We start from the raw sequence: 23,060 nt of genomic DNA, 5'->3' as shown, positions 1-23,060 counted from the left end.
TTGGCAAATTTCCTGGCAGTCATTTCAGTAAATCGCGAACAGTGCTCGAGCCTGGACCACTTTGGCCACATAGGCCGGCAGGCCGGTGCCGCTGCGGCATTTTGGTTTGAACACCGCCCAGAAGGTATATGCTTTGCCATTGCCTCCATCTTTTATCCGGCGTGACTTAGACTGCGGCAGTTGTTTTGGCCTTGTTGAGCCGGGTGGAAGACGGGGGCTGGCGCGCAGCTGGCCATTGAGCGCAGCGCCAGGCCCCGTCGGTAGGTGAGCTAGTGGCGTATTCGGCCGGTGTGAGCCAGCCAGTCGCGAGTGTTAAGATTGCCATTATAGTCGACCCGCCATTCTCGAAGGTCAGTGCGGGCGTAGGAGAGGCTCGGGAAAAAGGTCTCGTTGAGCATCGTCTCTGAGTCTCTGAGCCTGCCATTGAACGATTCAATGAACGCGTTCTGCATCGGATCTCCCGGTGCGATGTAATGCCGATCGATCTTTTCGGCCTGCAAAACCCAGAATGGCATTGGAGATGAACTCGGTGCCGTTGTCGCTGACGACCATCCTCGGCTTATGCCGTGCCGCCATGATCGTTTCGAGCTCTCCGGCAACTCTCAGACTTTAGAGGGATGAATCTGCGACGAGCGCCGGCACTCGCGCGTGCAGTCATCCACGACGGCCAGAACCCTGAACCGGCGAACATCGCTGAGCTGGTCAGAGACAAAGTCCAGCGACCAGCGCTCGTTGGGGGCCGTGGGGATCACCGTCGGCACCCGCGTTCCAAGGCACGTTTCTGGCAGCCCCTGCGCCGCACCGAGAGTTTCTCCTCCCGATACATCCGGAACAGACGCTTGCGGTTGACCACATAGCCGTCCCGGCGCAACAGCACCTGTAGCCGACGATATCCAAAGCGCCGGCGTTCATAGGCAATTGCCTTCATCCGATCCCGCAGATCGATATCATCCACGTGGCTGCCTGATATCGCATGGTCTTACGACAACAGCCCGGCACCGTACACGCCCGCCGCTCGCTCATCTCGAAGGTCCCTCTGAGATAAGCGACAGCCTTTCGCCTGGCAGCGGGCGCTACCACTAATGGGATGACCTGCCCCGTCCTCTCGCTCAGAATGGGGCATCGTCAGCAAGTGGAGGAACAGATGACGATACGTAACAAGCCCCGACCGGCCGAGGTAATCAGAATCGATATCGGGAAGAACCTTTTCCACGTAGTCGGGCTCGACCCGACCGGTCGCCAATCCAGAAGGCCACTTTCCGGCGCGACATTCTCCTTCAGTTTTTCGAACGTGCCTCTCCAACTCTGGTTGGGATGGAGGCGTGCCCAGGTTCCCGGTGGCTGGCGCGGAAGATTGCTGCTTGGGGGCACACCGTTCGGATCATCTCACCGAGTTCGTGAAGCCGAACAAGAGATATCAAACTGACTGGCGCAAGATATCGGCCGAACTGTCGAGCGATGCCGCGTTCTGGCCAATGTGCGCTTCAACTTATGGGATGGTTTGCTCGTAACGCTCCATCCGACCCAGGAGTTGGAACCTCCGACAAACCAGGTACGGCCCAGTTTGAGGGGGGCACTCCAACTCCCGACCTAAATCTGAGACGTATCGCAAGCGCATCAAGCTCTCAAGTCAGTGTGGGGGACCTGCGCAGCACCATGAAGTAAAAAAATATTGCAGTCAGCCCAAGAAAGAAAAGGCTATCTCCACTGGTTAGAAATATTGCGGGGTTGCCGTCCGTGATAGAAAGACTCCTGCGCAAATACACCTCGAGGTCCGGCCCGAGAATAAAGCCCAGTAGCAGAGAAACGGTAGGATACCCCTGTCTGTTCATGAGATAGGCCAGAAGGCCGATAATGGCAGCCAGCAACATCTGGAAGGCGGAGTACGTAGAGGCGTACACCCCGATTAGAGCCATTACGGCTATGGCCGGAAATAGTATCGCCTTGTTGATCTGGACGACCCGCATGATGATGGGGCCCAGTGCTACCAATGCGATGGGTATGAGCAGTGCGCACACCAACAATGCTGCCATCATCGGAGCCACGAGATGGAACTGTTCTGTAAACAGCTGCGGGCCGGGCTGCAGACCATTGATCACGAGCACGCCAAGAATAATGGCTGCCGTCGTGTCGCCTGGAATGCCGAAGGTCAGCATCGGTACCAGCGAGCCGCTACACATTGAGTTATTGGCTGCTTCAGCGGCTGCAACGCCTTCGCCCGACCCATTGCCATATTCTTCCGGTCTTTTAGAAGCGCGTTTAGCTTCCGCATAGCTTACAAATGACGCAGCGCTTCCTCCAGCGCCAGGCAGAACGCCAACGCCGTAACCGATTAGCGACGACTTTATGTAAGTCCATAGTCCGATTTCCCTGACATCGCTCAATCGAGGAACAAAGTCGAGCCGACGCATCTTTTGTCGAATATCGATCTTGTCTTTCGCGAACGCGCCTCTCCGCACAAGTTGAGTGAATACCTCCGCCAGCGCGAACGTCCCAATGATCAGGGCCATGAGATCTACGCCTTCGATAAGCTGTGAAATGCCGAAGGTCTGGCGTGCAACCGGATTGAGGACGTCGACACCTATTGTGGCGATCATCACGCCAAGCACCGTTGCGATGATGCCCTTGGAAATGGCAGTCTTGTTGGAGATGATCACAATGACCAAGGCGAACATGATCAGAGAGAATTTCCCGGGGGTCTGAATCCAAAGCGCGGCACGCGCCACGAAGGGTGCGAGAAGAATCAAAAGTACTGCCCCGACGACACCGCCTATGGCCGAGGCAATAGCACTTTGACGCATTGCCCGTGCACCTTCCCCACGTATCATCAGTTTGTTGCCCTCCAGACCGGTCATAACAGAACAGGGCGCGCCGGGAATATTTATGGCAATTGCCGTAATGCTGCCGCCATACTGGCCGGCCATGAAAAGTGCTGCGCACATCACCAAAGACGGCGTCACGTCCATTCCAAAGGTGATTGGGAGCAGAAGCGCCAAGGCAAGCGTACCGGTAAGCCCGGGGATGGCTGCGAACACAAGTCCGATCAAAAATCCACCTATCATATAGGCAAAGACTATAGGATCGAGCAGAGCCAAAAAGCCGCCGGCAACCTGAGAAAAATCAATCATCTACTACGCTCCAAGACCCGGCAGTCGAACCCCGAATCCGACCACAAAAAACAGGTAGATCGCCGCGACAATAGCTGACGCCGACGCCACCAGCTTAAGCTGACCGACAACACTACGTAAGTCAGAGAACCTAAAGATCGCCAGTATTACGTACGTGTAAACGAGAGTTGACAAAACATATCCAGCAGGAACGAAAAACAAAACGTAAACGATCGTACTGAATATCATCAAGAATACATCAGATCTCAAATATGAAATAATCTGATCTGCCTTAATATTGCTTCCCGGCAATCGCTCGCCTCTCCAGTCCTCAACGGCGATACCAATCAATCCGGCGAACATTATAACTGAGAGAACGATCGGCAAAAACGACGTGCTCGGAACGCCGTACTCGAATATCTTGTTTGAACTCCAAGCATCGACGAGATAGGCGACATTGAAAATGAGGAGCAGAAAGAAAATTAAGAAGAACTCACTGAACAAGTAGCGCATTAACCGCTTCATGGCAGATACCCTCACTTGGCTACCCCAGGCGCCCGGCACTGGTCAATGCGATGGGCGCCCAGGGTTTTGATGTTATTTCTCGATCACACCGTCTGCAGCCAGCCTGTCGAGCTGCGCGAAGATGTCGGCCTGCAATGACTGCACCCATTCGGTGACTTCGTCAGGCCCGGACCAACTCGCCGTAACGCCTACGCCTGCGACCCAGTCCTGAAACTCCTCACTGTCGAACGCCGTTTTCACTGCATCCACAAAGGTCGTTTTCACATCCTCAGGCAAACCTGCCGGCCCTGCGATGATGAGAAAGCTTCCGGTCTGGAGTTCCAGTCCAACTTCGGCGCTGATCGGTACCTCTGAATAGCTTGGATTTTCGGTATCGCTGAATTCAACTAGTCCTCTGACGTCGCCAGAATCGATTAGGGGAGCAAAATCCCCCAGGCTGGTAATTGCAGCGTCAATCTCGCCCGAAAGAATCGCCTCGCGTTGCCCAGCCGAACCGTCCGGATAAGAGATGGGCCTGAAGTCCAATCCTGTCTCATTCTCAAGTTCTAGCATTGTCAGATGCGGCATGGAGCCAAGCCCATGAACTCCAATCGTGATGGATCCAGGTTCGGCTTGCGCGGCGGCTACAAGATCCTCATAGGTTTCAAATTCGGACTGGGTACCGACCATGAGGGCATTGGGCTCACTGGTAAGGCGCGCAATCAGATCGAGACGATCGAGGCTGTAATCTGCGAGCAGTTCTCGCCACGGAACGGTGATGACGCTGTCATAGGTCAGAGCCCCGTATGTATAGCCGTCAGGGCGCGCAGCCATAACCTGGTTGATCCCGATAGAACTAATGCCCCCTTCAATATTTTCAATATATATAGAAGTTGGCAGTTCGTCTTCGGCGATGCTCATGATTTTTCGTACGATGCTATCTGCACCGCCACCAGCACCCCAAGGCATAATAACCCGGATGTCCTTCTCAGGATATTGAGCAAAGGCTGGCGTACTGGCTGCTATCAGGCCAAAGGCCAGAATGACAGAGCGTGTCATTAGTTTGTTCATATATTCCTCCCTAGGTTTCAGAAACTAGTCAAAAATATGCCCAATGCAGGCATATTTAATTTCGAGGTAGTCCTCGATTCCGTATTTCGAGCCTTCTCTGCCAATGCCGGAAGCCTTCATACCGCCGAACGGCGCAACTTCTGTGGTGATGAGAGCCTCGTTGACACCGACCAACCCGTAGTTGAGACGCTCCATGACCCTGAACATTCTCGCTGTGTTCTCGGTATAAAAATAGCAGGCAAGGCCGTACTCGGTGTCGTTTGCCATCTCAACGGCGGATTGTTCGGTCTCGAAAGGAAAGATTGCCGCCACCGGCCCGAAAATCTCTTCTCGCGCAATTCGCATGTTTTGATTGGCACTGGACAAGACTGTGGGTTCGTAGAACGAGCCGCCGATTTGATGCCGCTGCCCGCCTGTGACGACGCTGGCGCCCTTTGAAGTGGCATCGGCAACGAGTTCCTCTACCTTTGAGACAGCCCCCTCGCTAATGAGGGGCCCCTGTTCTACGCCGGCTTCTTGGCCATTACCAACCTTGAGGGCCGCCGTGGCCGCGGCAAACTTTCTGACAAATTCGTCGTATATTCCTGTCTGCACATAGATGCGGTTTGCACATACACATGTTTGGCCGGCATTGCGAAATTTGGCCGCCATGGCGCCTTGCACCGCGCGATCGATCTGGGCATCGTCAAATACGATGAAGGGAGCATTGCCCCCTAGTTCCATTGAGACCTTCTTGACCGATTCTGCGGCCTGCTTGAGCAGAAGCTTTCCCACTGCGGTTGAGCCGGTAAAGCTGATCTTGTCGACGTCCGGACTGGAGGTCATCTCCCCGCCTATATCCGCCGCCCGGCCTGTAATGATGTTGACCACACCCGCGGGCACGCCCGCTGCCTCGCAAAGAACGCCCCAAGCCAGTGCAGACAATGGCGTTTCCGAGGCCGGCTTAACCACAACCGTACATCCAGCGGCGACCGCGGCTCCGACCTTTCGCGCAATCATTGAAAACGGAAAATTCCACGGGGTGATCGCGGCAACAACGCCTACGGGTTGTTTTTGGACAAGCAAACGCCTTTCGGGCCAGGGCGATGGAATGATGTCGCCGTATATTCGCCGTGCCTCTTCGGCAAACCACAAAACATAATTGGCTCCCAGGGCAATCTCGGCACGCGCCTCCTGAAGAGGCTTACCCTGTTCTGCGGTAAGCAGTCGCGCAAGTTCCTCTTCACCATCCTTGATATTCTGGTACAGAGCGCGAAGCCAACTGGCCCGCTGATCAGCCGTCGTGCCCCTGAGCTCAACAAAGGCCGTGCGAGCGGCAGCGATCGCGTGACGCGCATCCTGGGCTCCGCCGTTGGGCACTTCGCCAAGCACTTCTCCAGTGGCAGGATTGCGGACTTCGAGCGCCTCTTTTGTCGTTGCATCCACCCAATGCCCTGCGATGAAATTCGCACTGCGCTGAAACGCGTAACTTTGAGTTGACATCGACGCTAATTCCTCCCGGTTTTATGTTCGCGAAGACCGGCTAGTGTTGCTTATCCATAATTAAATTGGATTGATTGGCCCCCGTCAACAGCGGGCCAAGCCGAACTTATTGCTTTTTTCGCAAGATGTCTTGCCGACAAATAGATTGATGGGCAGCGGCTTGCTCATCTATTTCACCTGGTGAGGTTAGTGGTGATGCAGCGATATGAACCAGGCCAAAAGCAACAGCTTGCGGCCAAGGTCGACAGGCAGGTCCAGGCAAATTAGAGGAAGAACTTATGAAGCAGTCATTAGCGCGAGACGGCGGTCGCATTCTGGTCGATCAATTGGCCATTCATGGAGTCGACCACCTATTTTGCGTGCCGGGTGAGAGCTACCTTGCCGCGCTGAACGCACTCCACGATTCCGACATCAGCGTCACCGTGTGCCGCCAGGAGGGGGGTGCGGCCATGATGGCCGAAGCGAGCGGAAAATTGACCGGTCGTCCCGGAATTTGCTTCGTAACCCGCGGTCCGGGCGCAACCAATGCCAGTCCGGGGATCCACATTGCCAAGCAGGACTCCACGCCGATGATCCTCTTTGTGGGCCAAGTTGAAAGAGGAATGAAGGGCCGGGAGGCGTTCCAGGAAGTTGACTATGCTGCCGCCTTTGGACCAATAGCCAAATGGGCCACCGAGATCGATGACACGCGCCGCATCCCCGAAATCGTTGCAAGAGCCTTCCACGTGGCGACCAATGGGCGCCCCGGGCCCGTGGTAATAGGTCTTCCAGAGGACATGCTGACCGAGGTCGCTGTCGTTGCAGACGCAAAGCCCTACAAGGTAAGCGAACCGGTGCCCGCCGAGCACGAAATAGAGCAGGTACGAGACATTCTTGCCGCTGCCGAGCGCCCGCTCGTCATTGCGGGCGGAACACGATGGGACGCAACGGCGGTGAACAATCTCGTGCGTTTGGCAGAAGAATTCTCCCTTCCCGTCGCTGTTTCCTTCCGCCGCCAGTCACTGTTCCCCGCCGACCACAAGAACTTTGTGGGGGATCTCGGTGTTGGCTCAAATCCCGAACTGGTCGAATACGCGCGCTCGAGTGATGCGGTGATATTGTTGGGGGGACGCCTCTCAGAGCTGCCGAGCCAGAGCTATTCGCTTTTCAGCATTCCCGCTCCTTCTCCAAAACTGGTTCATGTTCATCCCGGAGCGGAGGAGCTGGGCCGAGTCTATCAGTTCGATATCGGCCTGAATACGTCTCCGGGCCCCTTCCTGAAGAGTCTGCTTGCTAATCAAGGCAAGCAGAAGGATCGTCAGGCTTTGATCGGGGAAATGAACCGCACGTTCAAGGCATGGACTACGCCGCGCTGTCGGAAGGACAGTAAAATTGACTTAGGCGAGATCATGAATGAACTGAACGCGAGAATGCCGCCGTCGACAGTCATCGCGAACGGCGCAGGCAACTACGCAACCTGGGTCCATCGGTTCTACAGATTTACCAAGTTCGGCACACAACTCGCGCCGACCTCAGGAAGCATGGGCTACGGTATCCCGGCTGCAGTTGCCGCTGCCAGACTGGATCTGAGCCGACCCGTCATAGCATTTGCCGGTGACGGCTGCTTTTTGATGAATGGCCAGGAATTTGCAACCGCGGTGCAGTACGATTTGGCGATAATCGTCATCGTAGTGGACAATGGAATGTACGGGACAATACGGATGCATCAGGAGATGAACTATCCTGACCGGGTAGTGGCAACGAGTCTGAAAAACCCCGACTTTGCCGCTTATGCGCGCGCTTTTGGTGGTCACGGGGAGCGTGTCGAAAAAACAGAAGATTTCGTTCCAGCCTTGGAACGGGCTGTCTCATCTGGACGCCCTGCGATTATCCACTGCCTGGTCTCACCGGACACGCTGACCATCGACAGATCGCTGACGGTCATTCGCGAAACCGCAAAGTCCAAACTGGCAGTGCAAAGCCATTAGGTCTGGACTTATTGCGGACGACCATTCGAGTAACGGTAGGATCAAATGCAATACGAATTTTGCGTCATTGGCGGGGGCATCGTAGGGCTTGCCACCGCCCTTGCTCTGCTTGAGCGTCGACCGAGTGCAAGTCTCATCTTGTTTGACAAGGAGCCTGAGGTTGGGACCCATCAGACAGGGCACAACAGCGGCGTCATCCATTCAGGAATATATTACGAGCCAAGCAGCCTCAAAGCCAAACTGTGCAAAGAGGGGTGCTTGGCGACCAAGGCTTTCTGCGTAAAACACGACATCCCATTTGAGGTCCGCGGCAAGCTCATTGTCGCGACAACGCCAGCTGAAAAGCAGGCCATGGACAGACTGTATCAGAGATCCTTGGCCAATGACGTTGAAGTCGAGTATCTCAGTTCGGAAGCCCTGCATCATCTTGAGCCCAACGTCTCCGGTTTGGGCGCACTTCGTGTCCCCTCGACCGGAATTGTGGACTACCAGAAAATTTGCCGGACTATGGCCGGCGAGCTCCGTGACAAAGGAGCCGAAATCCGGCTTGGAGAGCGTGTAACAAGGATTTCCGAGACAGATAATGCTGTTGAAGTCGGCACCAACGGCGGAACGTGGCTGGCGTCAAAACTGATCGCCTGTGCCGGATTGCAATCTGACCGTGTGGCGACGTTATCTGGACTGAAAACTGATGTTAGAATCATTCCCTTCAAAGGGGAATACTTTAAGTTGCCGCCTCACAGAAACGAGATCGTACATCACCTGATCTATCCCGTACCAGATTCTAAGCTCCCGTTCCTTGGCATTCATCTTACCCCAATGATCGACGGCTCGGTCACAGTGGGCCCCAATGCCATTCTTGCTCTGGATCGCGAGGGTTATCGCAAGATCGCCGCAAATAGCCGGGACGCATTTTCGGCGCTATCCTATCCTGGTCTATGGCGCGCGATAACGACGCATTGGAAATCCTCGCTGCAAGAGCTGGGAAACTCGCTCAGCCGCAATGGGTATTTGCAACAATGCCGAAAATATTGCCCCTCCCTTGAACTTGCGGACCTGCAGCCTTTCCCCCCCGGTATCAGGGCCCAGGCAGTTGGTAGAAATGGCCAATTGATCCACGACTTTCTCTTCAGAAAGACCGAACGCATGCTTCATGTGCTCAACGCGCCCTCGCCCGCAGCAACGTCGGCCATTCCCATTGGTGGAATGATAGCAGACGAAATTGCCGGAGATCGGAGCTCGGAGATCAAGTTGAACACCGGCTGGTGATGTAAGCGGCAGCGTTCCCAGGAGTTCCGCCACTTAATGGGCGCTTTGCTCCTGGACCCAGTTGCGAAATTCTTCGATCAATTTGACCCCCTTGTTTCGGAGCGGATAGACAAGGTAATAGTTTTTTGGATCAGGTAACGGCCTGTCCATCAGGACAACCAGGTCCCCGCGACGCAGCTCCTCTTCAATAAGAAATGAAGGGATCAGGGCGATACCCAGGCCAGCGACGGCCGCGGCCGATATGAGACCGAACTGATCGAACCGCCCTCCCTGCAGGTTTCCCGGCGCATCTACCCCGTAAGCCGAAAACCATTCCCGCCATGCCATCGGCCTCGTGATCTCGTGCAACAATGGAAACTTAGTGACGTCGGAAGGCTCGCGAACCGATTTTATGTCCAGTATGGTGGGGCTTGCCACCGGAAGTACTGTCTCAGAAAATAACGGCTCAGCTATTGCTCCGGACCAAACAGGCTCACCATAGTGAATTGCTGCATCAAGCGGATCATCATCGAAATTGAACGGTTCTCTCCGGACAAAACAACTTATGACAACATCTGGCCTGTTCCTTCGAAAATCCGGCAAGCGCGGCAGAAGCCACTTGCTGGCAAAAGTAGAAAATACCCCCAGCGATAGATTGCCCGACGCCGACCCGTACGACATCACCCGTAGCGTAGTCTGCTCAAGGTCGTAGAGCATTTTTCGAATATTTGCAGCGTAAGCGCGCCCGGCGTCAGTCACCACAATGCGCTGCTTTACACGCAGAAATAGGGGCACCTCAAGAGCGTACTCCACCTGCTGCACCAGTCGGCTCACAGCACTTTGAGAAAGGTTCAGCTCCTCGGCAGCCTGGGCTACACTCTCCAATCGAGCGGCCGCTTCAAAGGCGGTCAGAGCATTTATGGTAGGCAATGAGCGTCGTTTCATCAGCGGCCCCGCTGGAAATACGTGGGAGATCGACAACCGATAGATCGGTTGGCACTAGCATACTCATGAGTGAAAGACGACTTTTCCTGTCCATTGCAGCACAGCAGTATTCCGCCTCACAAAGTAGCTCTCTAGCATCGCAGGTGTGAAGGTCTGCGTTCTGCAATTTACTTATGAATATGCCGATTGGCAGGGATCGGGGCTAGCATCACCCGTTCGATTCCGCATTGCGCAGACCCTCACAACCGCTTTTGAGCGCGTGCGCTCCAGAGCCGACGTCCGTTCAAGCCCCTTTAACAATCAGGACCAAACATGACCATCGCGTTTTCCTATGCAGCCCCCTATGGCGCAACACAGGCCCCGGTGATGGCGCAAAATATTGTTGCAACGTCCCAGCCGCTCGCTGTCCAGGCCGGCCTTCAAATGCTCGAGCGCGGCGGCAACGCTATGGATGCCGCGCTGGCCGCCGCCACCACCCTCATCCGTTGTGAGCGAATGACCGCTCCAGGCTCAAATTTCGGTCCGTTCAGCAAGAAGTAACGCGTCCTCGATGTCCACACCGAGATACCGCACCGTGTTTTCGATCTTGGTGTGGCCGAGCAATATCTGAATGGCGCGCAGATTGCCGGTGGCCTTGTAAATCATGGCCGCTTTGGTTCTGCGGAGCGAGTGTGTGCCATAGTCCGATGATCGAAGCCCGATCGCTGTGACCCATTCATCCACCAGGCGGGCATACTGGCGCGTGCTCATGTGGTGCGAGTGGTCGATCCGGCTTGGGAAAGCATGATCTTCGACTGTGCCGCCGCGTCTCTCGAGCCACACCAGTAGGCTGGCGCGCACATCGCCGGTCAATTCGAATTGGACAGGACGCCCGGTCTTCTGTTGCACCACGGTAGCCCGCGTTCGAATTTCCGGCCCTGTCACCAGGTCTCCGGTTTTAATTTTCACCAAGTCGCATCCGCGAAGCTTGCTGTCGATCGCAAGATCGAACAGGGCACGATCTCGGACTCGGCACTCCCGATCCAGAAAGAATTGGATAGCCCAGATCTGCTTCTGCGTTAGAGGGCGCTTGGTCCCAACAGTCTTTCCAGCATTCCATGCAGCCCGCCCTCGAGCTGCAGCATCGTATCGTGAGTATCCCATCGGAGTTCTCCTTTGGCCGTGATTGGCCAAAAGAGAAACGCTGAGACCGGCGGCTGCGGGGCCGATTGCTGCCTGTCCGGTTTCGGCGAAATCGCTCGATAAGCGGCCATCCGGCTGCCGACCCCATCCCGGTCGTTCGCGTTAATAGTCCTCGCTTTTGGAACCGGACCCTGCATGTGCAGTAGTCATTGGCGACCGCGTCATGTCCACCCGACGTTTTGCTATCTCGTCCTCCGCACTCTTATTACGCACGGTGCAGAACGTGATTGTAGGCCATGAGGGGCCGCCGCGTTCCCATCAGACACCAGTATTAAACGAGCAAGCGACTGGTTTGTTATGGTTCAATCGGCCTTGCGCAAGGCGGTATCGAAAGTACCCTCGACCTGACGGCAGTCGCTCGTGTCAGCTTCCGCGAGCATGCTTTCCCTGCGGCAGACGACGGCCGAGAAACTGCCCTTGGCGGCGGCGGCCCCGTCTTCCAGAGAAAGCACATCAAAGACGACTTCGGGGGCCGCCCCGCTGTCTTCGCTGAGATAGAAGGGCGGGCTCATCCCTTCCGGCCACCATGCAACTGACGGTTCAATGATGGAGGCATCGCTTCCCATCAGCGAAACCTCAATGGTCAGGACGTTGCGCATGAGGCTGTCGGCCTCGGGGTCGTGAGCCTGGATGGAGATAGAGGTCACCGGGCCAAAAGATCGAATTTCGGCGGTCGAGGACCCCTCGGAGGGCACATCGAGCGTTTCGCCCGCATAGGCCATATCGCCGATCGTAGCTTCGACTGAACCCACCACCGTTTTTGCAATTTGGCCCAGCGCAGGCTGCGCCAGGCACAGGGTGAGTCCGAATGCTGCCAGGATAGGCGCTGGATACAGTTTCATTGAAGACGTCCTTTTTATGCGCTTACGGGTACGACCAGCCGTCGTGCTCGATGCGGAAAATGCGCAGCGGGGCGTCAGGTCGGGTGGTGTCGCCGCGCAGGCGGAAGATGGCCGTGTGCCTCTGGCCGAAGTTTTCGACCTCGACATTGATTGTAATCATGCCGCGGAACATGGGCTGATCGGGGTCCGGCATCGGCTCGGAAACGCTGCCCTGGAAATCCTGCGCGCCTATGAGCAGGTCCGCGCCGGGCGGGCGGGATCGCAGCGCATCCCTGAATTCACTGGAGAAAAACACATCGGGCGCGGCCGGATCGCGATGGCTCACGCCCCGAGCAGGGTCATCATAGGCATATAGCGCCGCAACGAGCCCACGCGCGTGTTCGATCAGTTCGTCACTGGACCACGCGTCAGAGCCGGCCGTGGGCGCGGGAAGGATCTTTTCGACATCCATCACCTCCTCGGGCTCGTCATACCCTCCGCCATCCCCGAAAAGGACGTCATCATCGAAATCGGCAATCAGAAAGCGTTGCGCCACCCAGCCTGCCTTGCTCAAATCGGCGGAACGCATAAGACACCAGCGCGGCGGCAGGGCCGCGAGTTCGGCGTCGGTCATCGCCGAAAAATGCGCCATCGTGTAAAACGGAACGCAGGTGATCTGCTGCAATCCCCGCGCGTCATACGCAAAGGTCTCGATCACGGGATAGTTGGTGCCGGGCCCCATGCGGGCGTTGAGCACATCGTTGGCCCCAACATCTATGACCCGCCACGCGTCGGGACCGTGGCCGTCGATTTCGGCGTGAGCGGCCGCAAGGAAGCAGGGAAGCACAAGAACGGCGGCCGCCACAGCAAGCCATTGAGTCTTTTTGGCAAGAAACATGGTCATTCCACCTCCACGATGGCGCGCCCAAGAACGGCCTGTCCGCTGATATCAAGATACCGGATCTCATAGCGGCCCGGCTCATTTGGCATGGTCAATTCGACTGTGGTTTCCTCGCCGATGCGATAGGCTTCGATCCAGCTGAAATCGGCCTGATCGGCCCGGGCAAGCGCCAGGCGCTAGTCGGCGCTGTCAGCACCCCCGGACCAGGTAATGGTGATCGTCTCGCCGGAACCGGCCTGCGACGGAACAATCAAGCCCACACCATCATCGAGCGGAGCGTCAGCCCCAACCACTTCCAGCATGCGGCTGGAAATCGTGCGTGCGCCCTCCTGCAGAACATATCTGATCTCGTAAAGGCCGGGATCGGCAGGCGCGTCGAGATCTCCCTCAAGATCGTCCCTGACGTGGATATAGTCCTGGTAGCTTCCTTCATCGGCGCCAGCCGGAACAATGGTGATATAGTCCTGAGGATGAATGATCATAGACCAGCTTATGCGCAGCGGTGTTTGTGCACGCGCGACGTCCGGGCCTTGCAGGATCACCTCAGCCTCGAGGACCTCGATCGAGGCTGATGCCAACGTCCGAGAGCCTTCGTTCAGAACATACCGCACCTCGTAAAGTCCCGGCTCGGCAGGGGCGATCAGGCTGTTTTCCGCGTCGTCGCGCACGCGCTGGTAATTGGTGTAGGCGCCTTTATCCGCGCCCACAGGAACGATGGTCACGTAGTCCTGGGGATGGACCGAGGATGACCAGGAAACAGTGAAGCTCGCTCCGGTCGTGACCGTTTCCGGGGCCGAAACAGATATCTCGGCCTCGATCACCTCCACCGGGTCCGACGCCAGCGTTCTCGCGCCTTCCTCCAGCACATACCGCACCTCGTAGAGCCCCGGCTCGGCAGGCGCAGTCAAGCTGCCTTCCGTCTGGTCACGCACGCGCTGGTAATTGGTGTAGGTGCCTTCATCCGCGCCCACAGGAACGATGGCGACGTAGTCCTGGGGATGAATAGAAGACGACCACAAAACATCAAAACTGGCACCTGTCGTGACTTCGTCGGGAGCGGAGATTGAGACTTCGGCTTCGACAACCTCCACCGGGGTAGAACCCAATGCGCGTGTGCCCTCGTCCAGGACATAGCGCACCTCGTAAAGTCCCGGTTCGGCGGGCGCAGTCAGGCTACTCTCTGTATTGCCGTACACCCGCTGGTAGTTGCCATAAGTGTTTTCATCCGCCCCAACGGGAACGATGGTGATATAATCCTGCGGGTCGATCGTGGAAGACCATGCGACGGTGAAGCTGGCACCGGTGACCACTGTAGCGGGCACGTCAAGCTCGATCTCGGCATCGACCTGCTGTTCCGGTACGGGGTCAGGCTCCGTTACGGATTCGGGCGGAGAGAGCGGCTGAAGGTCGACAACGTTTTGCACATGAGCCAGCGCATCGCGCAGCTCATCGGCATTTTGCGCAGGCACGAACACCCCGCCCGTGTTCTCCGCAATACAGGCAAGGCCGGCGTGCTCTTCTTCGGTCAGATCAAAGCCGACCACATGGGCGGTAAAGTTCACCCCCTGCTGCGCCAGCTCTGCCGAGAGCGCACAAGGATCGGCCTGGCAGGTTTCCAATCCGTCCGAAATCAGGATCACGGTAGCCTGCGTGTCGCGATAGGAAAGCAGATCGGCGGCCTGACGAACGGACTCGGTGAGCGGCGTGCGCCCGCGCGGCGTGACCCCGTTGACCGTCGAAATGAAGGTCGCCCTGTCCAGCGGGGACGGTGCAATCAAGGTCTCGATGTCGGAGCAGTCTCCTTCGCGCCGGTGACCGTAGGCCACGAGCCCTATGTTTGCGCCCTCAGGCCAGGTGGCGATAAGATCACCCATGACCTCTCGCGCGATCTCGACCTTGGCGACGCCGGCGATCTGCCCCCACATCGAACCCGAGCCGTCGTAAACGACCACCACATCCTCGGATGCGGCTGCGATAGACGGCACCAAGCTCGAGGCGAGCACCAGCGGCAGGAGCGCGAAAAGTCTCATGATCAAATTTCCCTCGCAGTGTCGTGTCAGGCAGGTTGGGCGCTGGCATCGGGTTGAGCCTGGCTGCCGAATGCACGCGTCTTGAGGTCGCGGAACTTGCCCGACATCTGCTCAAGCCGTGCATCCCATTCGGGATCGGGTTGCTGGCCTTCGATTGTCTTGAAATAGACCTGCATCAGGCAGGTAATGGCGAACGGCTCTAAAAGCGCAGCCTTGACCGCCCAAGCGAACAGAAGCGCAAAGACGAACCCGCCTGCCGCCCACGCGCCCGGCATCAGGTAGACAACCAGTGCTGCGGGCGCGAGCATGACGAGGAACACCACAAAGCTCAGGAGATAGACGATGATGGAGAGCCAGGCGGCATTCTTGAGCATGACCTTGTAGTTCTGCCCATAAAGCACCAGCGCGTCCTTGGCCGAGGCCCACGGATTGGTCGAGCCAGTCCTGATGGCGTAGGCAAGGATAACTTCGTCGATAAATCCGACCGCCACTTGTAGAAAGGCATGCAGGATGCCGGTCAGTTGCCGGACGCCCGGTATCGGCAAAATGGTGAGTAGACCGCGGATCAGCCCGGTGACCGCTCGCAACACGCCTTTGATGAGTTGATCGACTGCAAGCAGCACGCTGGCCTGCGCGAACCGCTCCGTCACAACGACCCTGCCATGCTCGACCTGCGAGCGCCCCTCGGGCAGCTGCTTACCATCGATCAACTCTACCAGCACGGCGATATGGCCGGCCTTAGCGATGTAGAGGATATATTCGCGCGCCCAGTACATGACGGCCCCGACAATACCGAAACCGATCAGGCCGCCCCAGAAGGTCGAACCGGTCTGAAAGCCAGCATCGCCCAGGGCGCCTACGCCAAACCCGATTCCCGCGCCTGTGCCCGTCACAAGGATATAGGCCAAGGTAATAACGAAATAGACGGCCATCCTAAGCACAACGAAAGGCAGGGTCTGCATCATCAGACCAATTGCCCTGCCAACACTGAAATCCCACATGCATCCCCCAATTGCGCCCGCTCTCGTCTGGCGCGCGTTCTGAAGGTAATCGCGTCCAGGCTCGATTGAAAATAGAGCATTTGCTCTATTGGCAGCGCAGCACGGCGGTTACTTACCGCCGGCAAGTGTCGCGAGCTGCGCTTTGCTGGAGATGCCGAGCTTTTCGTAGATGCGCACGACCTGATTGCGCACTGTGGATGGTGATGTACCCAAGGCACGCGCCACCTGCTTGGTGGTCATGCCGGAGCCGAACAATCCAGCGACCTCACGTTCACGCGGAGACAAACTCGAAAGGGCGGGATGGATTGACAGGTGGACGAAATAATTGCTGCCGAACGGGGACAATCGAACATCCAGCATTTCGCCCCGCCAGCGATTGCCACGTTTAAGCGTGTCCATGACGTGAGCGGGTAGTTGCGCTATGCGCCCACCCCATTCGTGTTCGGCAAAATCGTCAAAGGGCCCCTGTGTGCACAGCACCCAACCTTCCCGGTCTATCAGCGCGATCGCTTCATGTTCCAGTGCCGCGCGACCGGTCCACAGTTCACGGTTCATACGCAGCGCCTGCGATAGATGTGGCATAAGCAGCTGCTTGAACCTGCGCTGGGTATCGCAGAACGTCATCGGTCTATTTTCCGCGCACAGACCCACGAAGCTAACATAGCCGTCCGTCTTTTCCCCGACGATCGTCGCCATCATGTGCGTGGCATCGAAGCGCTGCCAATGCTCATTAAAGGCCAGACTTGCGCGATAGTTTGGAACGTCATCGAAACGGGCGGTCGTGCCGAGACGATTGAGCGTCAGGTCACAGAAGGCATCCTCCTGGGCGACAGAGTCCCATTCGCCCAATATCGCCTCGCTTTGATTGAGAACCGTCAGGTCCGTAACCAGCCGGCCATTGGCCCAGCCACCGCCCCACACCCCGAAATCGAAAGGAATGAAGCGCTGTAGGTTTTGCAGCACCCGCAGGCGAAGTTCCTCCGGCCTGCATTCAGACGCATCATGGTATAGTTCCAGCAGAAAGTCGCTGACTTCAGATGCGTTTTTTGTTTCCCCCATAGCGACAGATCAACCTGAAAAGCTTCCCAAAGTCTGATACTGAGCATCTACGGTAACTAAACTTACGGCAAGCCCCTGAAGGTTATGCTGAAACAGTGCTGCCCGGTCACGCCGCCTCGACGCCCGGTCGTCTGCATGATAAAAGCCAACGCGAACGTCTGCATGCTCTACTTGGTCGCTGCAAGCTGCCCGCCTAAAACTACCTCATGCCGGTCACCAGCAGAGGATCCGCTGCGCCGAGGCATTGGCACAATTTGGAGCCGACAGCGGACTGACCGGTTCTGACATGGATGCGGACAAAGCCGACATTCAGCATCCGACGCCATTCCGGCCATTCGCGATTGGCTTCCGGAACGACCGATTCGAGCCCAAAGTACCAGTTACTGCACTATGCGCGAATGTCGGCCATCAATGATACTACGTCTACACACGCGCAATCTCACGGATCAGATCATTTGTCTCTGGTCTCGTCGTTTGGTGCCGATAACGAAGAGCAGAAACAGTTCGCGAAATTTCAAGGCCGTCGATGAGTATCGAAACGAGGCCCCTGTCTGCTGGAATTGCCGTGGTTGGCAAAATCACCGCGCCTAATCCCTGCCGCGCGAGTTCGACTAACCAATCCACGCGATTTGACCGATAGGCCGCGTAGAGTTCGTGACCTTGGTCTGCACATGCCCCATGCAACGCATCCCGCATTTCGCAATTGGGTCGATCGAGCATGTCAGTTTCAGCGAGTGTCGAAAGAGAAATAGCGTCTCGTTCAGACAACGGGTGCGACTTGGACACCACAACCTTGTAGGACTCGTCATAGAGCTGGTCTATTCGATAGAGGTCTTCACTGACCGTCGCCGCTGTGACAACGACGTCAAATTTACCCTCTCGCAATCCGGCCAGAAGCTTGGAGGCAGACGCCACGATCAACTCTATTTCGGCTTGCGGCAATCGTGTACGGAAGCGTTCCACGGCGGCTGAAATCCGGTTGTGACCAATCGTTTCGCCAACACCGACAGAAATAGGAACCCGCTCTAGTCGCGTGTGGCGGACGGCTTCTGCCTTAGCTGCCTGCGTTTCGTCATGCGCTTTCTGTAGCCTTGGCTGCATGAGTTTTCCGAGTGCCGTCAACCTGCATCCCGCGCGGTCCCTGACAAACAGATCACCCCCGAGCTCGTGTTCAAGTTTCTTGATCGCGGTCGTCAAGGACGGTTGGGAAACATTTGAGGCGCTAGCGGCATGGGTGAAGTTGCGATGCTGGCAGACAGCCAAAAAATACCTGATCTGGTTCATCTCCACTGCCACAGTCTCCGTCACTTTCCGCCATGAGGTTCACCATAGCACATGTCTATCAAAGAATAGAAGTTCGGGATTGGTGCCTGAGGCATTCGGCATGGGAAAAGGATGCATCGAAACCAAACACAACGACCTCTCAATCAGGAGGCGACCATGAAAGCCCAAATTCTCAAGACACTCGCCGCTTTGGCCTTGATCACGACATCTGCACCCGCACAGGAAACCCCAATGGAAAATCACACTGCCAGCTACATCGCCATGCTCGCCGCTGAAGGCCAGACCGAAGCATTCGCCGAATTTCTGGCCGGAGCCGCCCCGATTGTCGCGGACACCGAACCAGGCACCGTGCTTTGGTTTGCCTTACAAGCCGACGATACGCTCGCGATCTTTGATATCTTCGTGGATGAAGAAGCGCGCAATGCGCATTTCTCCGGCGCTATGGCCGCGGCTTTGAACCAAAATGCCGACGCGCTGGTCGCCGGGGGCTGGGACGATGGTGTTGTCGCGAATATCAACAATTCCGATGTCCTGTCGGTGAGGGAACCGGTTGATCTCTACTCGGCCACGACAGCCACGTACATCACGCTCGAAGCAGCACCCGGCAGAGGGCCGGAATTGGCAGCCTTGCTGACCGCAGCTGGTCCCATCGTCGGAGAAACCGAACCCGGCACATTGTTCTGGGCGGCGCTGCAGATTGACGAAACATCCTTCGCAATCTTCGACATCTTCACCAACAATGCTGGCCGTGAAGCACACTTTGCCGGTCAAGTCGCCGGGCTGCTGAACGAACGGGCAGCGGAGTTGGTCGCTGGCGGGTGGGACGACGGTGTGGTCGCTAACGTCCACAACTTCGACATCCTCGCCATCAAGTAACGCGATGTGACAGGAACAAGAGGCGCCTGGTGGAACGCATCAGGCGCTTTGCCGAACGAATTTAGATTCACCGTGAAGCGGTCGTTCGAGTAACTGCAGCGAATTAGCGCTTTGTCCACATAGCTGCATTCAGGGGCTGGTCGCGGGAACGGCAGGTTCCCACCCCGGTGTCGGCATCTGTGAACCTAGAGCCAGTGGAACGAAGCGGTCATCCGTGGTGAGCGAATGACCGCTCCAGCTCATATTTCGGTCCGTTCAGCCAGAAGCAAAGCATCCTCGATGTCCACACCGAGATACCGAACGGTATTCTCGATCTTGGTGTGGCCGAGCAGAATTTGGATGGCGCGCAGGTTTCCGGTTGCCTTGTATATCATCGCCGCCTTCGTTCTTCGCAGCGAATGCGTGCCATAGTCTGAGGATCGAAGACCAATGGCTGTGACCCATTCGTCCACCAGAAGGGCATACTGCCGTGTGCTCATGTGATTGCCGTGGTCAATACGACTCGGAAAGGCATAGTCACTGACACTGCCCCCTCGCTTCTCAAGCCATGAGAGCAGGCTGGCACGCACATCGCTGGTCAGTTCGAATTGAACTGGCCGCCCGGTCTTTTGCTGAACGACCATGGCCCGCGTTCGAATTTCCGGCCCTGTGACTAGGTCGCCAGTCTTGATCTTGACCAGATCGCAGCCGCGAAGCTTGCTGTCGATGGCAAGGTCGAACAGGGCACGGTCTCGAACCCGGCCCTCCCGATCCAGGAAGAAACGGACAGCCCAGATCTGCTTCTGCGTAAGAGGGCGTTTGGTCCCGACTGTCTTTCCAGCATTCCATGCAGCCCGTCCTCGGGCTGCGGCATCATATCGAGAGTATCCCATTTCAGTTCTCCTTTGGCCGTGATTGGCCAAAAGAGAAACGATGAGATCGGCAGCCGCGGGGCCGATTACGGACGGTCCGATTTTGGCTTTCAGGCCAGCAAAGCGGACGTCAAATCTTCTACTATCGGCTCGAACACTTTCCGGTTGCTTATGAATGCACAACTGTCAGGTGCAAAGTGCGCGGCGGTGCCCACTGCATTCGAGATACCGGCGCTGCAGACATATGTATACCAGTGCTATGTGGTACACCCCGAAACGAAACGTTGTGGTTTTGGAAAGGGTAGTCAGGCATTGGCGTTGGCGCGCCGCGATGACGATATTGCGGCGGCGGGAGGGGTGTGTAAATTATCGCGAGCGTGCCGGGTGGCAAGGCTGATCGACGCTTTGGCCGGAGGGAATGTGATTGAGCGGATTGGAGCGGCTCTCTCGGTCTTCGGCGGCGGCATTCGAGCTACTGCCGCATCCGGTTTGGATCGTTTCGCTGGCGACGCTGCGACCTGCTTAACCTTGGCAAAGGGCCTGGAGGTTCGCGCATTATTTCGGCGTTCTTGAGACTGACGAAGCCAGACCCTGGTCGATTGAAGAACAGCGTGTTCCAACTAATCTGCCCACCCCGTTTTGCCATAACTGTGGCTGGCGCGTTCCCGAAAGATCGGGATGAGCGAGCGGGCGATAGTGGTTGTTTCGCCTCTGATGACGGAAATCAGTTCTTCAGCAAGCGCTTGGCCGATCTCGAAGAAGCGGTTATCCAAGGTCGTGAGCGCGGGATAGACCACCGTGGCCAGATCGCTGTCGTCATAACCGATAACGGCGATATCCCTTGGCACGGACACGCCTTTTTCCCGCAGGAAGTTCATCGCACCGGCGGCCATATAGTCATTGGTGCAGAACACGGCTTCCGGCAGCTTGCCGCTTTCGAATATCCTGGCCATGGCGTCGTATCCGCCCGAAATCGTATAGTCGCTGTAAGACTTTGCGACGATCGTCCCACCCAGGTCGAGCAGAGCGTCCGACAGACCACGCTCGCGCTCTATGGCGCAGAGGTGTGACTGTGGGCCGTTGATCAGCGCTATGCTGCTGGCGCCGACCCCGACGAGTTCCTGCCCCACCATCTGCCCCCCCTCGTAGTCGCCGAGGTCGACGTAATTGCTATCTTCTGCATTGCGGCTCGGGCGCAACATCACATGGGGGTACCTGGCCCGGTGCAGCGCGCTGAGAAATGAATAGTCACGGGCGAACTGGGGAACGATGATAATGCCGTCGGCCGATCGATCGCCGACAACGTGATCGAAATATTCCGTGACGTCAGGCGCATCATGAGATTTCGTGGTGTAGCGTACGCCAAAACCATTGGCCTCGGCGACTTCGGAGACACCCAACATCAAGTAATAGAACAAGGCCGTGCGCCGGACGATGTCCGGGTGGCCATCAATGGTCATGATCACCATTTCGATGACGTTGCTCTTTCCCGTCATCAGCATCCGTCCGGCCTTGCTCGGGACGTAATTGAGCTGCTTTGCGGCAGCGAGAACTCTTTCGCGCGACGCCTTGCCGACCGGTCCGTTGTTTATGGCGGCGGACGCCGTGGCCATCGATACACCGGCCAATGCAGCAACTTCTTTGAGGGTAGACATTCTCCTGCGTTCTCCATCTCTGAAGTCATAGTCATTCAGAGACATCGTGGAATCGACCTTCCTGCGCAAGCAAGTTCTTGAGCGTGAGCGGGCTCACATCGTCAAAGGTTTGAAAATCGATTCTCACATTGGGCGTGTAGCCGCAGGTATGGCAACGCGTGATGCACCGCAGGACCCGCACGCGGTCGCCCGGGCGCAGTTGGTCGGTCGCCGTGTCGTGCAAGGCCTTCGCCGATTCGAGCAGGCGCAGGTTGGTGCTACAGAAGTCTACGATCATGACATCTTCCACGATGGGGTGGCCGGCCCCTAAAGCGCCGGCCACCCCCGGGTTGTCAGACGCCCCACTGGCACGAGTGGGCGAAGTGAGTGAGGAACTCCGGACCGTCCTTGCGGATGATCACATCGTCCTCGACGCGGCTACCGCCGACGCCCGGGATCTGGACCGTCACTTCGTACGACACGCTCATGTTTTCCTCGAGGATCACATCCGAACCCATGGACGGGATTTCTTCCTCGGGATCCATGCCGGTGCCATGGCCGCATGAGCGGCCCTCGCCATTGCCATGCAGATATCCGCGCTGTTCGAGGACTTCATTGATATACTTGTCCGGTGCGGAGGCTTTGTTGCCGGCCTTGAGGTGCTTTGTGCCGGCCAGCCATGCTTCCAGCGTCACATCGAGCAGTTCCTGCTGCTTGGCGCTGACTTCACCGAAGGCCACGCCACGCGCCATGTCCGATGCGTAACCGTTAAACCGGCAACCGATGTCCACGAGGAGGAGTTCGCCCTTGCGGATAACCTTGTCGCGCGGTCGGGCCAGGAAGTACTTGGCGGAATTCTCGCCAGACTGGACCATCATGTCGAAGGCCTGGCTGTCGGCACCGTTCGAGAACATCGAGGTGTAGCAGATCCGAACGGCTTCACGCTCGGTCATGCCTTCCTTGAGATTGTCGCGCAGGTCCGCAAGCCCACCGTCGGCCAGGCGGCCGGCGATCTTCATAAGGCCAATCTCGGTCTCGGACTTGATCGACTTCAAACTGTCTGTCGTCAGATGATTTGGCGCAATTTGTTGCGTTGA

At 57.0% G+C, this 23,060-nt stretch carries 21 protein-coding genes and 2 pseudogenes; 6 read left to right on the top strand and 17 right to left on the bottom strand.

Features of this window, described 5'->3' with window-relative positions; all coding sequences use genetic code 11:
* Nucleotides 1–152: 152 nt before the first annotated feature.
* Nucleotides 153–1,080 (bottom strand): annotated as a pseudogene (locus ACP148_RS01585) (IS3 family transposase); the annotation flags it as partial.
* Between the two features lie 64 nt (nt 1,081–1,144).
* Between ACP148_RS01585 and ACP148_RS01580 the strand changes: the two are divergent.
* Nucleotides 1,145–1,386, top strand: a pseudogene (locus ACP148_RS01580) (IS110 family transposase); the annotation flags it as partial.
* A 239-nt stretch (nt 1,387–1,625) separates the two neighbouring features.
* Here the strand turns inward: ACP148_RS01580 and ACP148_RS01575 are convergent.
* The 4 genes from ACP148_RS01575 to ACP148_RS01560 form a co-directional block, all read right to left on the bottom strand.
* Nucleotides 1,626–3,128, bottom strand: a complete 1,503-nt coding sequence (locus ACP148_RS01575; RefSeq protein ID WP_425033042.1) for a tripartite tricarboxylate transporter permease — start codon at nt 3,126–3,128, stop codon at nt 1,626–1,628.
* A gap of 3 nt (nt 3,129–3,131) precedes the next feature.
* Nucleotides 3,132–3,632, bottom strand: coding sequence for a tripartite tricarboxylate transporter TctB family protein (locus ACP148_RS01570; protein ID WP_425033041.1), 501 nt, complete (start codon nt 3,630–3,632; stop codon nt 3,132–3,134).
* Between the two features lie 72 nt (nt 3,633–3,704).
* Nucleotides 3,705–4,682: a Bug family tripartite tricarboxylate transporter substrate binding protein gene (locus ACP148_RS01565; RefSeq protein ID WP_425033040.1), complete on the bottom strand. Its 978-nt coding sequence runs from the start codon at nt 4,680–4,682 to the stop codon at nt 3,705–3,707.
* Nucleotides 4,683–4,706: 24 nt separating this feature from the next.
* Nucleotides 4,707–6,164 carry an NAD-dependent succinate-semialdehyde dehydrogenase gene (locus tag ACP148_RS01560; protein WP_425033039.1) on the bottom strand — a complete coding sequence of 486 codons (1,458 nt, stop codon included), beginning with the start codon at nt 6,162–6,164 and terminating at the stop codon, nt 4,707–4,709.
* A gap of 278 nt (nt 6,165–6,442) precedes the next feature.
* Between ACP148_RS01560 and ACP148_RS01555 the strand changes: the two genes are divergently transcribed.
* Both ACP148_RS01555 and lhgO read left to right on the top strand, forming a co-directional pair.
* On the top strand, nt 6,443–8,131 hold the full coding sequence (locus tag ACP148_RS01555) for a thiamine pyrophosphate-binding protein (protein ID WP_425033038.1): 1,689 nt from the start codon (nt 6,443–6,445) through the stop codon (nt 8,129–8,131).
* A 45-nt stretch (nt 8,132–8,176) separates the two neighbouring features.
* Nucleotides 8,177–9,400 carry an L-2-hydroxyglutarate oxidase gene (gene lhgO / locus ACP148_RS01550; protein WP_425033037.1) on the top strand — a complete coding sequence of 408 codons (1,224 nt, stop codon included), beginning with the start codon at nt 8,177–8,179 and terminating at the stop codon, nt 9,398–9,400.
* A 33-nt stretch (nt 9,401–9,433) separates the two neighbouring features.
* On the opposite strand, the gene ACP148_RS01545 is transcribed toward lhgO, so the two are convergent.
* On the bottom strand, nt 9,434–10,324 hold the full coding sequence (locus tag ACP148_RS01545) for a LysR family transcriptional regulator (protein WP_425033036.1): 891 nt from the start codon (nt 10,322–10,324) through the stop codon (nt 9,434–9,436).
* Between the two features lie 312 nt (nt 10,325–10,636).
* On the opposite strand from ACP148_RS01545, the gene ACP148_RS01540 reads away from it, so the two are divergent.
* Complete coding sequence (locus ACP148_RS01540) at nt 10,637–10,864, top strand: hypothetical protein (RefSeq protein WP_425033035.1); 228 nt, start codon at nt 10,637–10,639, stop codon at nt 10,862–10,864.
* Here ACP148_RS01540 and ACP148_RS01535 read toward each other — a convergent pair.
* From ACP148_RS01535 to ACP148_RS01505, 7 genes are all read right to left on the bottom strand, one after another.
* Complete coding sequence (locus ACP148_RS01535; RefSeq protein WP_425033034.1) at nt 10,835–11,467, bottom strand: tyrosine-type recombinase/integrase; 633 nt, start codon at nt 11,465–11,467, stop codon at nt 10,835–10,837. The two genes, ACP148_RS01540 and ACP148_RS01535, sit on opposite strands and share 30 nt — an antisense overlap.
* Nucleotides 11,468–11,808: 341 nt before the next feature.
* Complete coding sequence (locus tag ACP148_RS01530) at nt 11,809–12,348, bottom strand: hypothetical protein (protein WP_425033033.1); 540 nt, start codon at nt 12,346–12,348, stop codon at nt 11,809–11,811.
* Between the two features lie 22 nt (nt 12,349–12,370).
* Nucleotides 12,371–13,231 (bottom strand): hypothetical protein, encoded by an 861-nt coding sequence (locus tag ACP148_RS01525; protein WP_425033032.1) that lies wholly within the window; start codon nt 13,229–13,231, stop codon nt 12,371–12,373.
* A 173-nt stretch (nt 13,232–13,404) separates the two neighbouring features.
* Entirely contained in the window at nt 13,405–15,258 is a 1,854-nt protein-coding gene (locus tag ACP148_RS01520; RefSeq protein WP_425033031.1) for a vWA domain-containing protein, read from the bottom strand.
* A gap of 26 nt (nt 15,259–15,284) precedes the next feature.
* Nucleotides 15,285–16,259 carry a hypothetical protein gene (locus ACP148_RS01515; RefSeq protein WP_425033030.1) on the bottom strand — a complete coding sequence of 325 codons (975 nt, stop codon included), beginning with the start codon at nt 16,257–16,259 and terminating at the stop codon, nt 15,285–15,287.
* 108 nt (nt 16,260–16,367) lie between these two features.
* Complete coding sequence (locus ACP148_RS01510) at nt 16,368–17,318, bottom strand: helix-turn-helix transcriptional regulator (protein WP_425033029.1); 951 nt, start codon at nt 17,316–17,318, stop codon at nt 16,368–16,370.
* A 423-nt stretch (nt 17,319–17,741) separates the two neighbouring features.
* Nucleotides 17,742–18,602, bottom strand: coding sequence for a LysR family transcriptional regulator (locus ACP148_RS01505; RefSeq protein WP_305292595.1), 861 nt, complete (start codon nt 18,600–18,602; stop codon nt 17,742–17,744).
* Nucleotides 18,603–18,758: 156 nt separating this feature from the next.
* On the opposite strand from ACP148_RS01505, the gene ACP148_RS01500 reads away from it, so the two are divergent.
* On the top strand, nt 18,759–19,478 hold the full coding sequence (locus tag ACP148_RS01500; protein ID WP_425033028.1) for a putative quinol monooxygenase: 720 nt from the start codon (nt 18,759–18,761) through the stop codon (nt 19,476–19,478).
* A gap of 239 nt (nt 19,479–19,717) precedes the next feature.
* Here ACP148_RS01500 and ACP148_RS01495 read toward each other — a convergent pair whose 3' ends face one another.
* Nucleotides 19,718–20,350, bottom strand: a complete 633-nt coding sequence (locus tag ACP148_RS01495) for a tyrosine-type recombinase/integrase (protein ID WP_425033027.1) — start codon at nt 20,348–20,350, stop codon at nt 19,718–19,720.
* 12 nt (nt 20,351–20,362) lie between these two features.
* Between ACP148_RS01495 and ACP148_RS01490 the strand changes: the two genes are divergently transcribed.
* The gene (locus tag ACP148_RS01490) at nt 20,363–20,902 is read left to right on the top strand and encodes a hypothetical protein (RefSeq protein ID WP_425033026.1); all 540 of its coding nucleotides are present in this window, start codon (nt 20,363–20,365) and stop codon (nt 20,900–20,902) included.
* 47 nt (nt 20,903–20,949) lie between these two features.
* Here the strand turns inward: ACP148_RS01490 and ACP148_RS01485 are convergent, their stop codons facing one another.
* Genes ACP148_RS01485 through ACP148_RS01475 form a run of 3 tightly spaced genes read right to left on the bottom strand, consistent with a single transcriptional unit; the run spans nt 20,950 to nt 23,018 of the window.
* Nucleotides 20,950–21,984, bottom strand: coding sequence for a LacI family DNA-binding transcriptional regulator (locus ACP148_RS01485; RefSeq protein ID WP_425033025.1), 1,035 nt, complete (start codon nt 21,982–21,984; stop codon nt 20,950–20,952).
* Nucleotides 21,985–22,015: 31 nt separating this feature from the next.
* Nucleotides 22,016–22,261 (bottom strand): hypothetical protein, encoded by a 246-nt coding sequence (locus tag ACP148_RS01480; protein WP_332719243.1) that lies wholly within the window; start codon nt 22,259–22,261, stop codon nt 22,016–22,018.
* A gap of 55 nt (nt 22,262–22,316) precedes the next feature.
* Complete coding sequence (locus tag ACP148_RS01475; protein WP_425033024.1) at nt 22,317–23,018, bottom strand: M24 family metallopeptidase; 702 nt, start codon at nt 23,016–23,018, stop codon at nt 22,317–22,319.
* Nucleotides 23,019–23,060 lie beyond the last annotated feature (42 nt).

Origin of the sequence: Pelagibacterium sp., assembly GCF_965249125.1 — a bacterium.
In the GTDB taxonomy this organism is placed as follows: Bacteria; Pseudomonadota; Alphaproteobacteria; order Rhizobiales; family Devosiaceae; genus Pelagibacterium.
The sequence above is the reverse complement of the archived record's forward strand: the minus strand, read 5'-3'. Positions and strand labels throughout refer to the sequence as shown.

Excerpts from the sequence above, each read along its gene's own strand:
- ACP148_RS01575 (WP_425033042.1), bottom strand. The coding sequence starts at position 3,128 with ATGATTGATTTTTCTCAGGTTGCCGGCGGCTTTTTGGCTCTGCTCGAT.
- ACP148_RS01570 (WP_425033041.1), bottom strand. The coding sequence starts at position 3,632 with ATGAAGCGGTTAATGCGCTACTTGTTCAGTGAGTTCTTCTTAATTTTC.
- ACP148_RS01565 (WP_425033040.1), bottom strand. The coding sequence starts at position 4,682 with ATGAACAAACTAATGACACGCTCTGTCATTCTGGCCTTTGGCCTGATA.
- ACP148_RS01560 (WP_425033039.1), bottom strand. The coding sequence starts at position 6,164 with ATGTCAACTCAAAGTTACGCGTTTCAGCGCAGTGCGAATTTCATCGCA.
- ACP148_RS01555 (WP_425033038.1), top strand. The coding sequence starts at position 6,443 with ATGAAGCAGTCATTAGCGCGAGACGGCGGTCGCATTCTGGTCGATCAA.
- lhgO (WP_425033037.1), top strand. The coding sequence starts at position 8,177 with ATGCAATACGAATTTTGCGTCATTGGCGGGGGCATCGTAGGGCTTGCC.
- ACP148_RS01545 (WP_425033036.1), bottom strand. The coding sequence starts at position 10,324 with ATGAAACGACGCTCATTGCCTACCATAAATGCTCTGACCGCCTTTGAA.
- ACP148_RS01540 (WP_425033035.1), top strand. The coding sequence starts at position 10,637 with ATGACCATCGCGTTTTCCTATGCAGCCCCCTATGGCGCAACACAGGCC.
- ACP148_RS01535 (WP_425033034.1), bottom strand. The coding sequence starts at position 11,467 with ATGGGATACTCACGATACGATGCTGCAGCTCGAGGGCGGGCTGCATGG.
- ACP148_RS01530 (WP_425033033.1), bottom strand. The coding sequence starts at position 12,348 with ATGAAACTGTATCCAGCGCCTATCCTGGCAGCATTCGGACTCACCCTG.
- ACP148_RS01525 (WP_425033032.1), bottom strand. The coding sequence starts at position 13,231 with ATGACCATGTTTCTTGCCAAAAAGACTCAATGGCTTGCTGTGGCGGCC.
- ACP148_RS01520 (WP_425033031.1), bottom strand. The coding sequence starts at position 15,258 with ATGAGACTTTTCGCGCTCCTGCCGCTGGTGCTCGCCTCGAGCTTGGTG.
- ACP148_RS01515 (WP_425033030.1), bottom strand. The coding sequence starts at position 16,259 with ATGTGGGATTTCAGTGTTGGCAGGGCAATTGGTCTGATGATGCAGACC.
- ACP148_RS01510 (WP_425033029.1), bottom strand. The coding sequence starts at position 17,318 with ATGGGGGAAACAAAAAACGCATCTGAAGTCAGCGACTTTCTGCTGGAA.
- ACP148_RS01505 (WP_305292595.1), bottom strand. The coding sequence starts at position 18,602 with ATGAACCAGATCAGGTATTTTTTGGCTGTCTGCCAGCATCGCAACTTC.
- ACP148_RS01500 (WP_425033028.1), top strand. The coding sequence starts at position 18,759 with ATGAAAGCCCAAATTCTCAAGACACTCGCCGCTTTGGCCTTGATCACG.
- ACP148_RS01495 (WP_425033027.1), bottom strand. The coding sequence starts at position 20,350 with ATGGGATACTCTCGATATGATGCCGCAGCCCGAGGACGGGCTGCATGG.
- ACP148_RS01485 (WP_425033025.1), bottom strand. The coding sequence starts at position 21,984 with ATGTCTACCCTCAAAGAAGTTGCTGCATTGGCCGGTGTATCGATGGCC.
- ACP148_RS01480 (WP_332719243.1), bottom strand. The coding sequence starts at position 22,261 with ATGATCGTAGACTTCTGTAGCACCAACCTGCGCCTGCTCGAATCGGCG.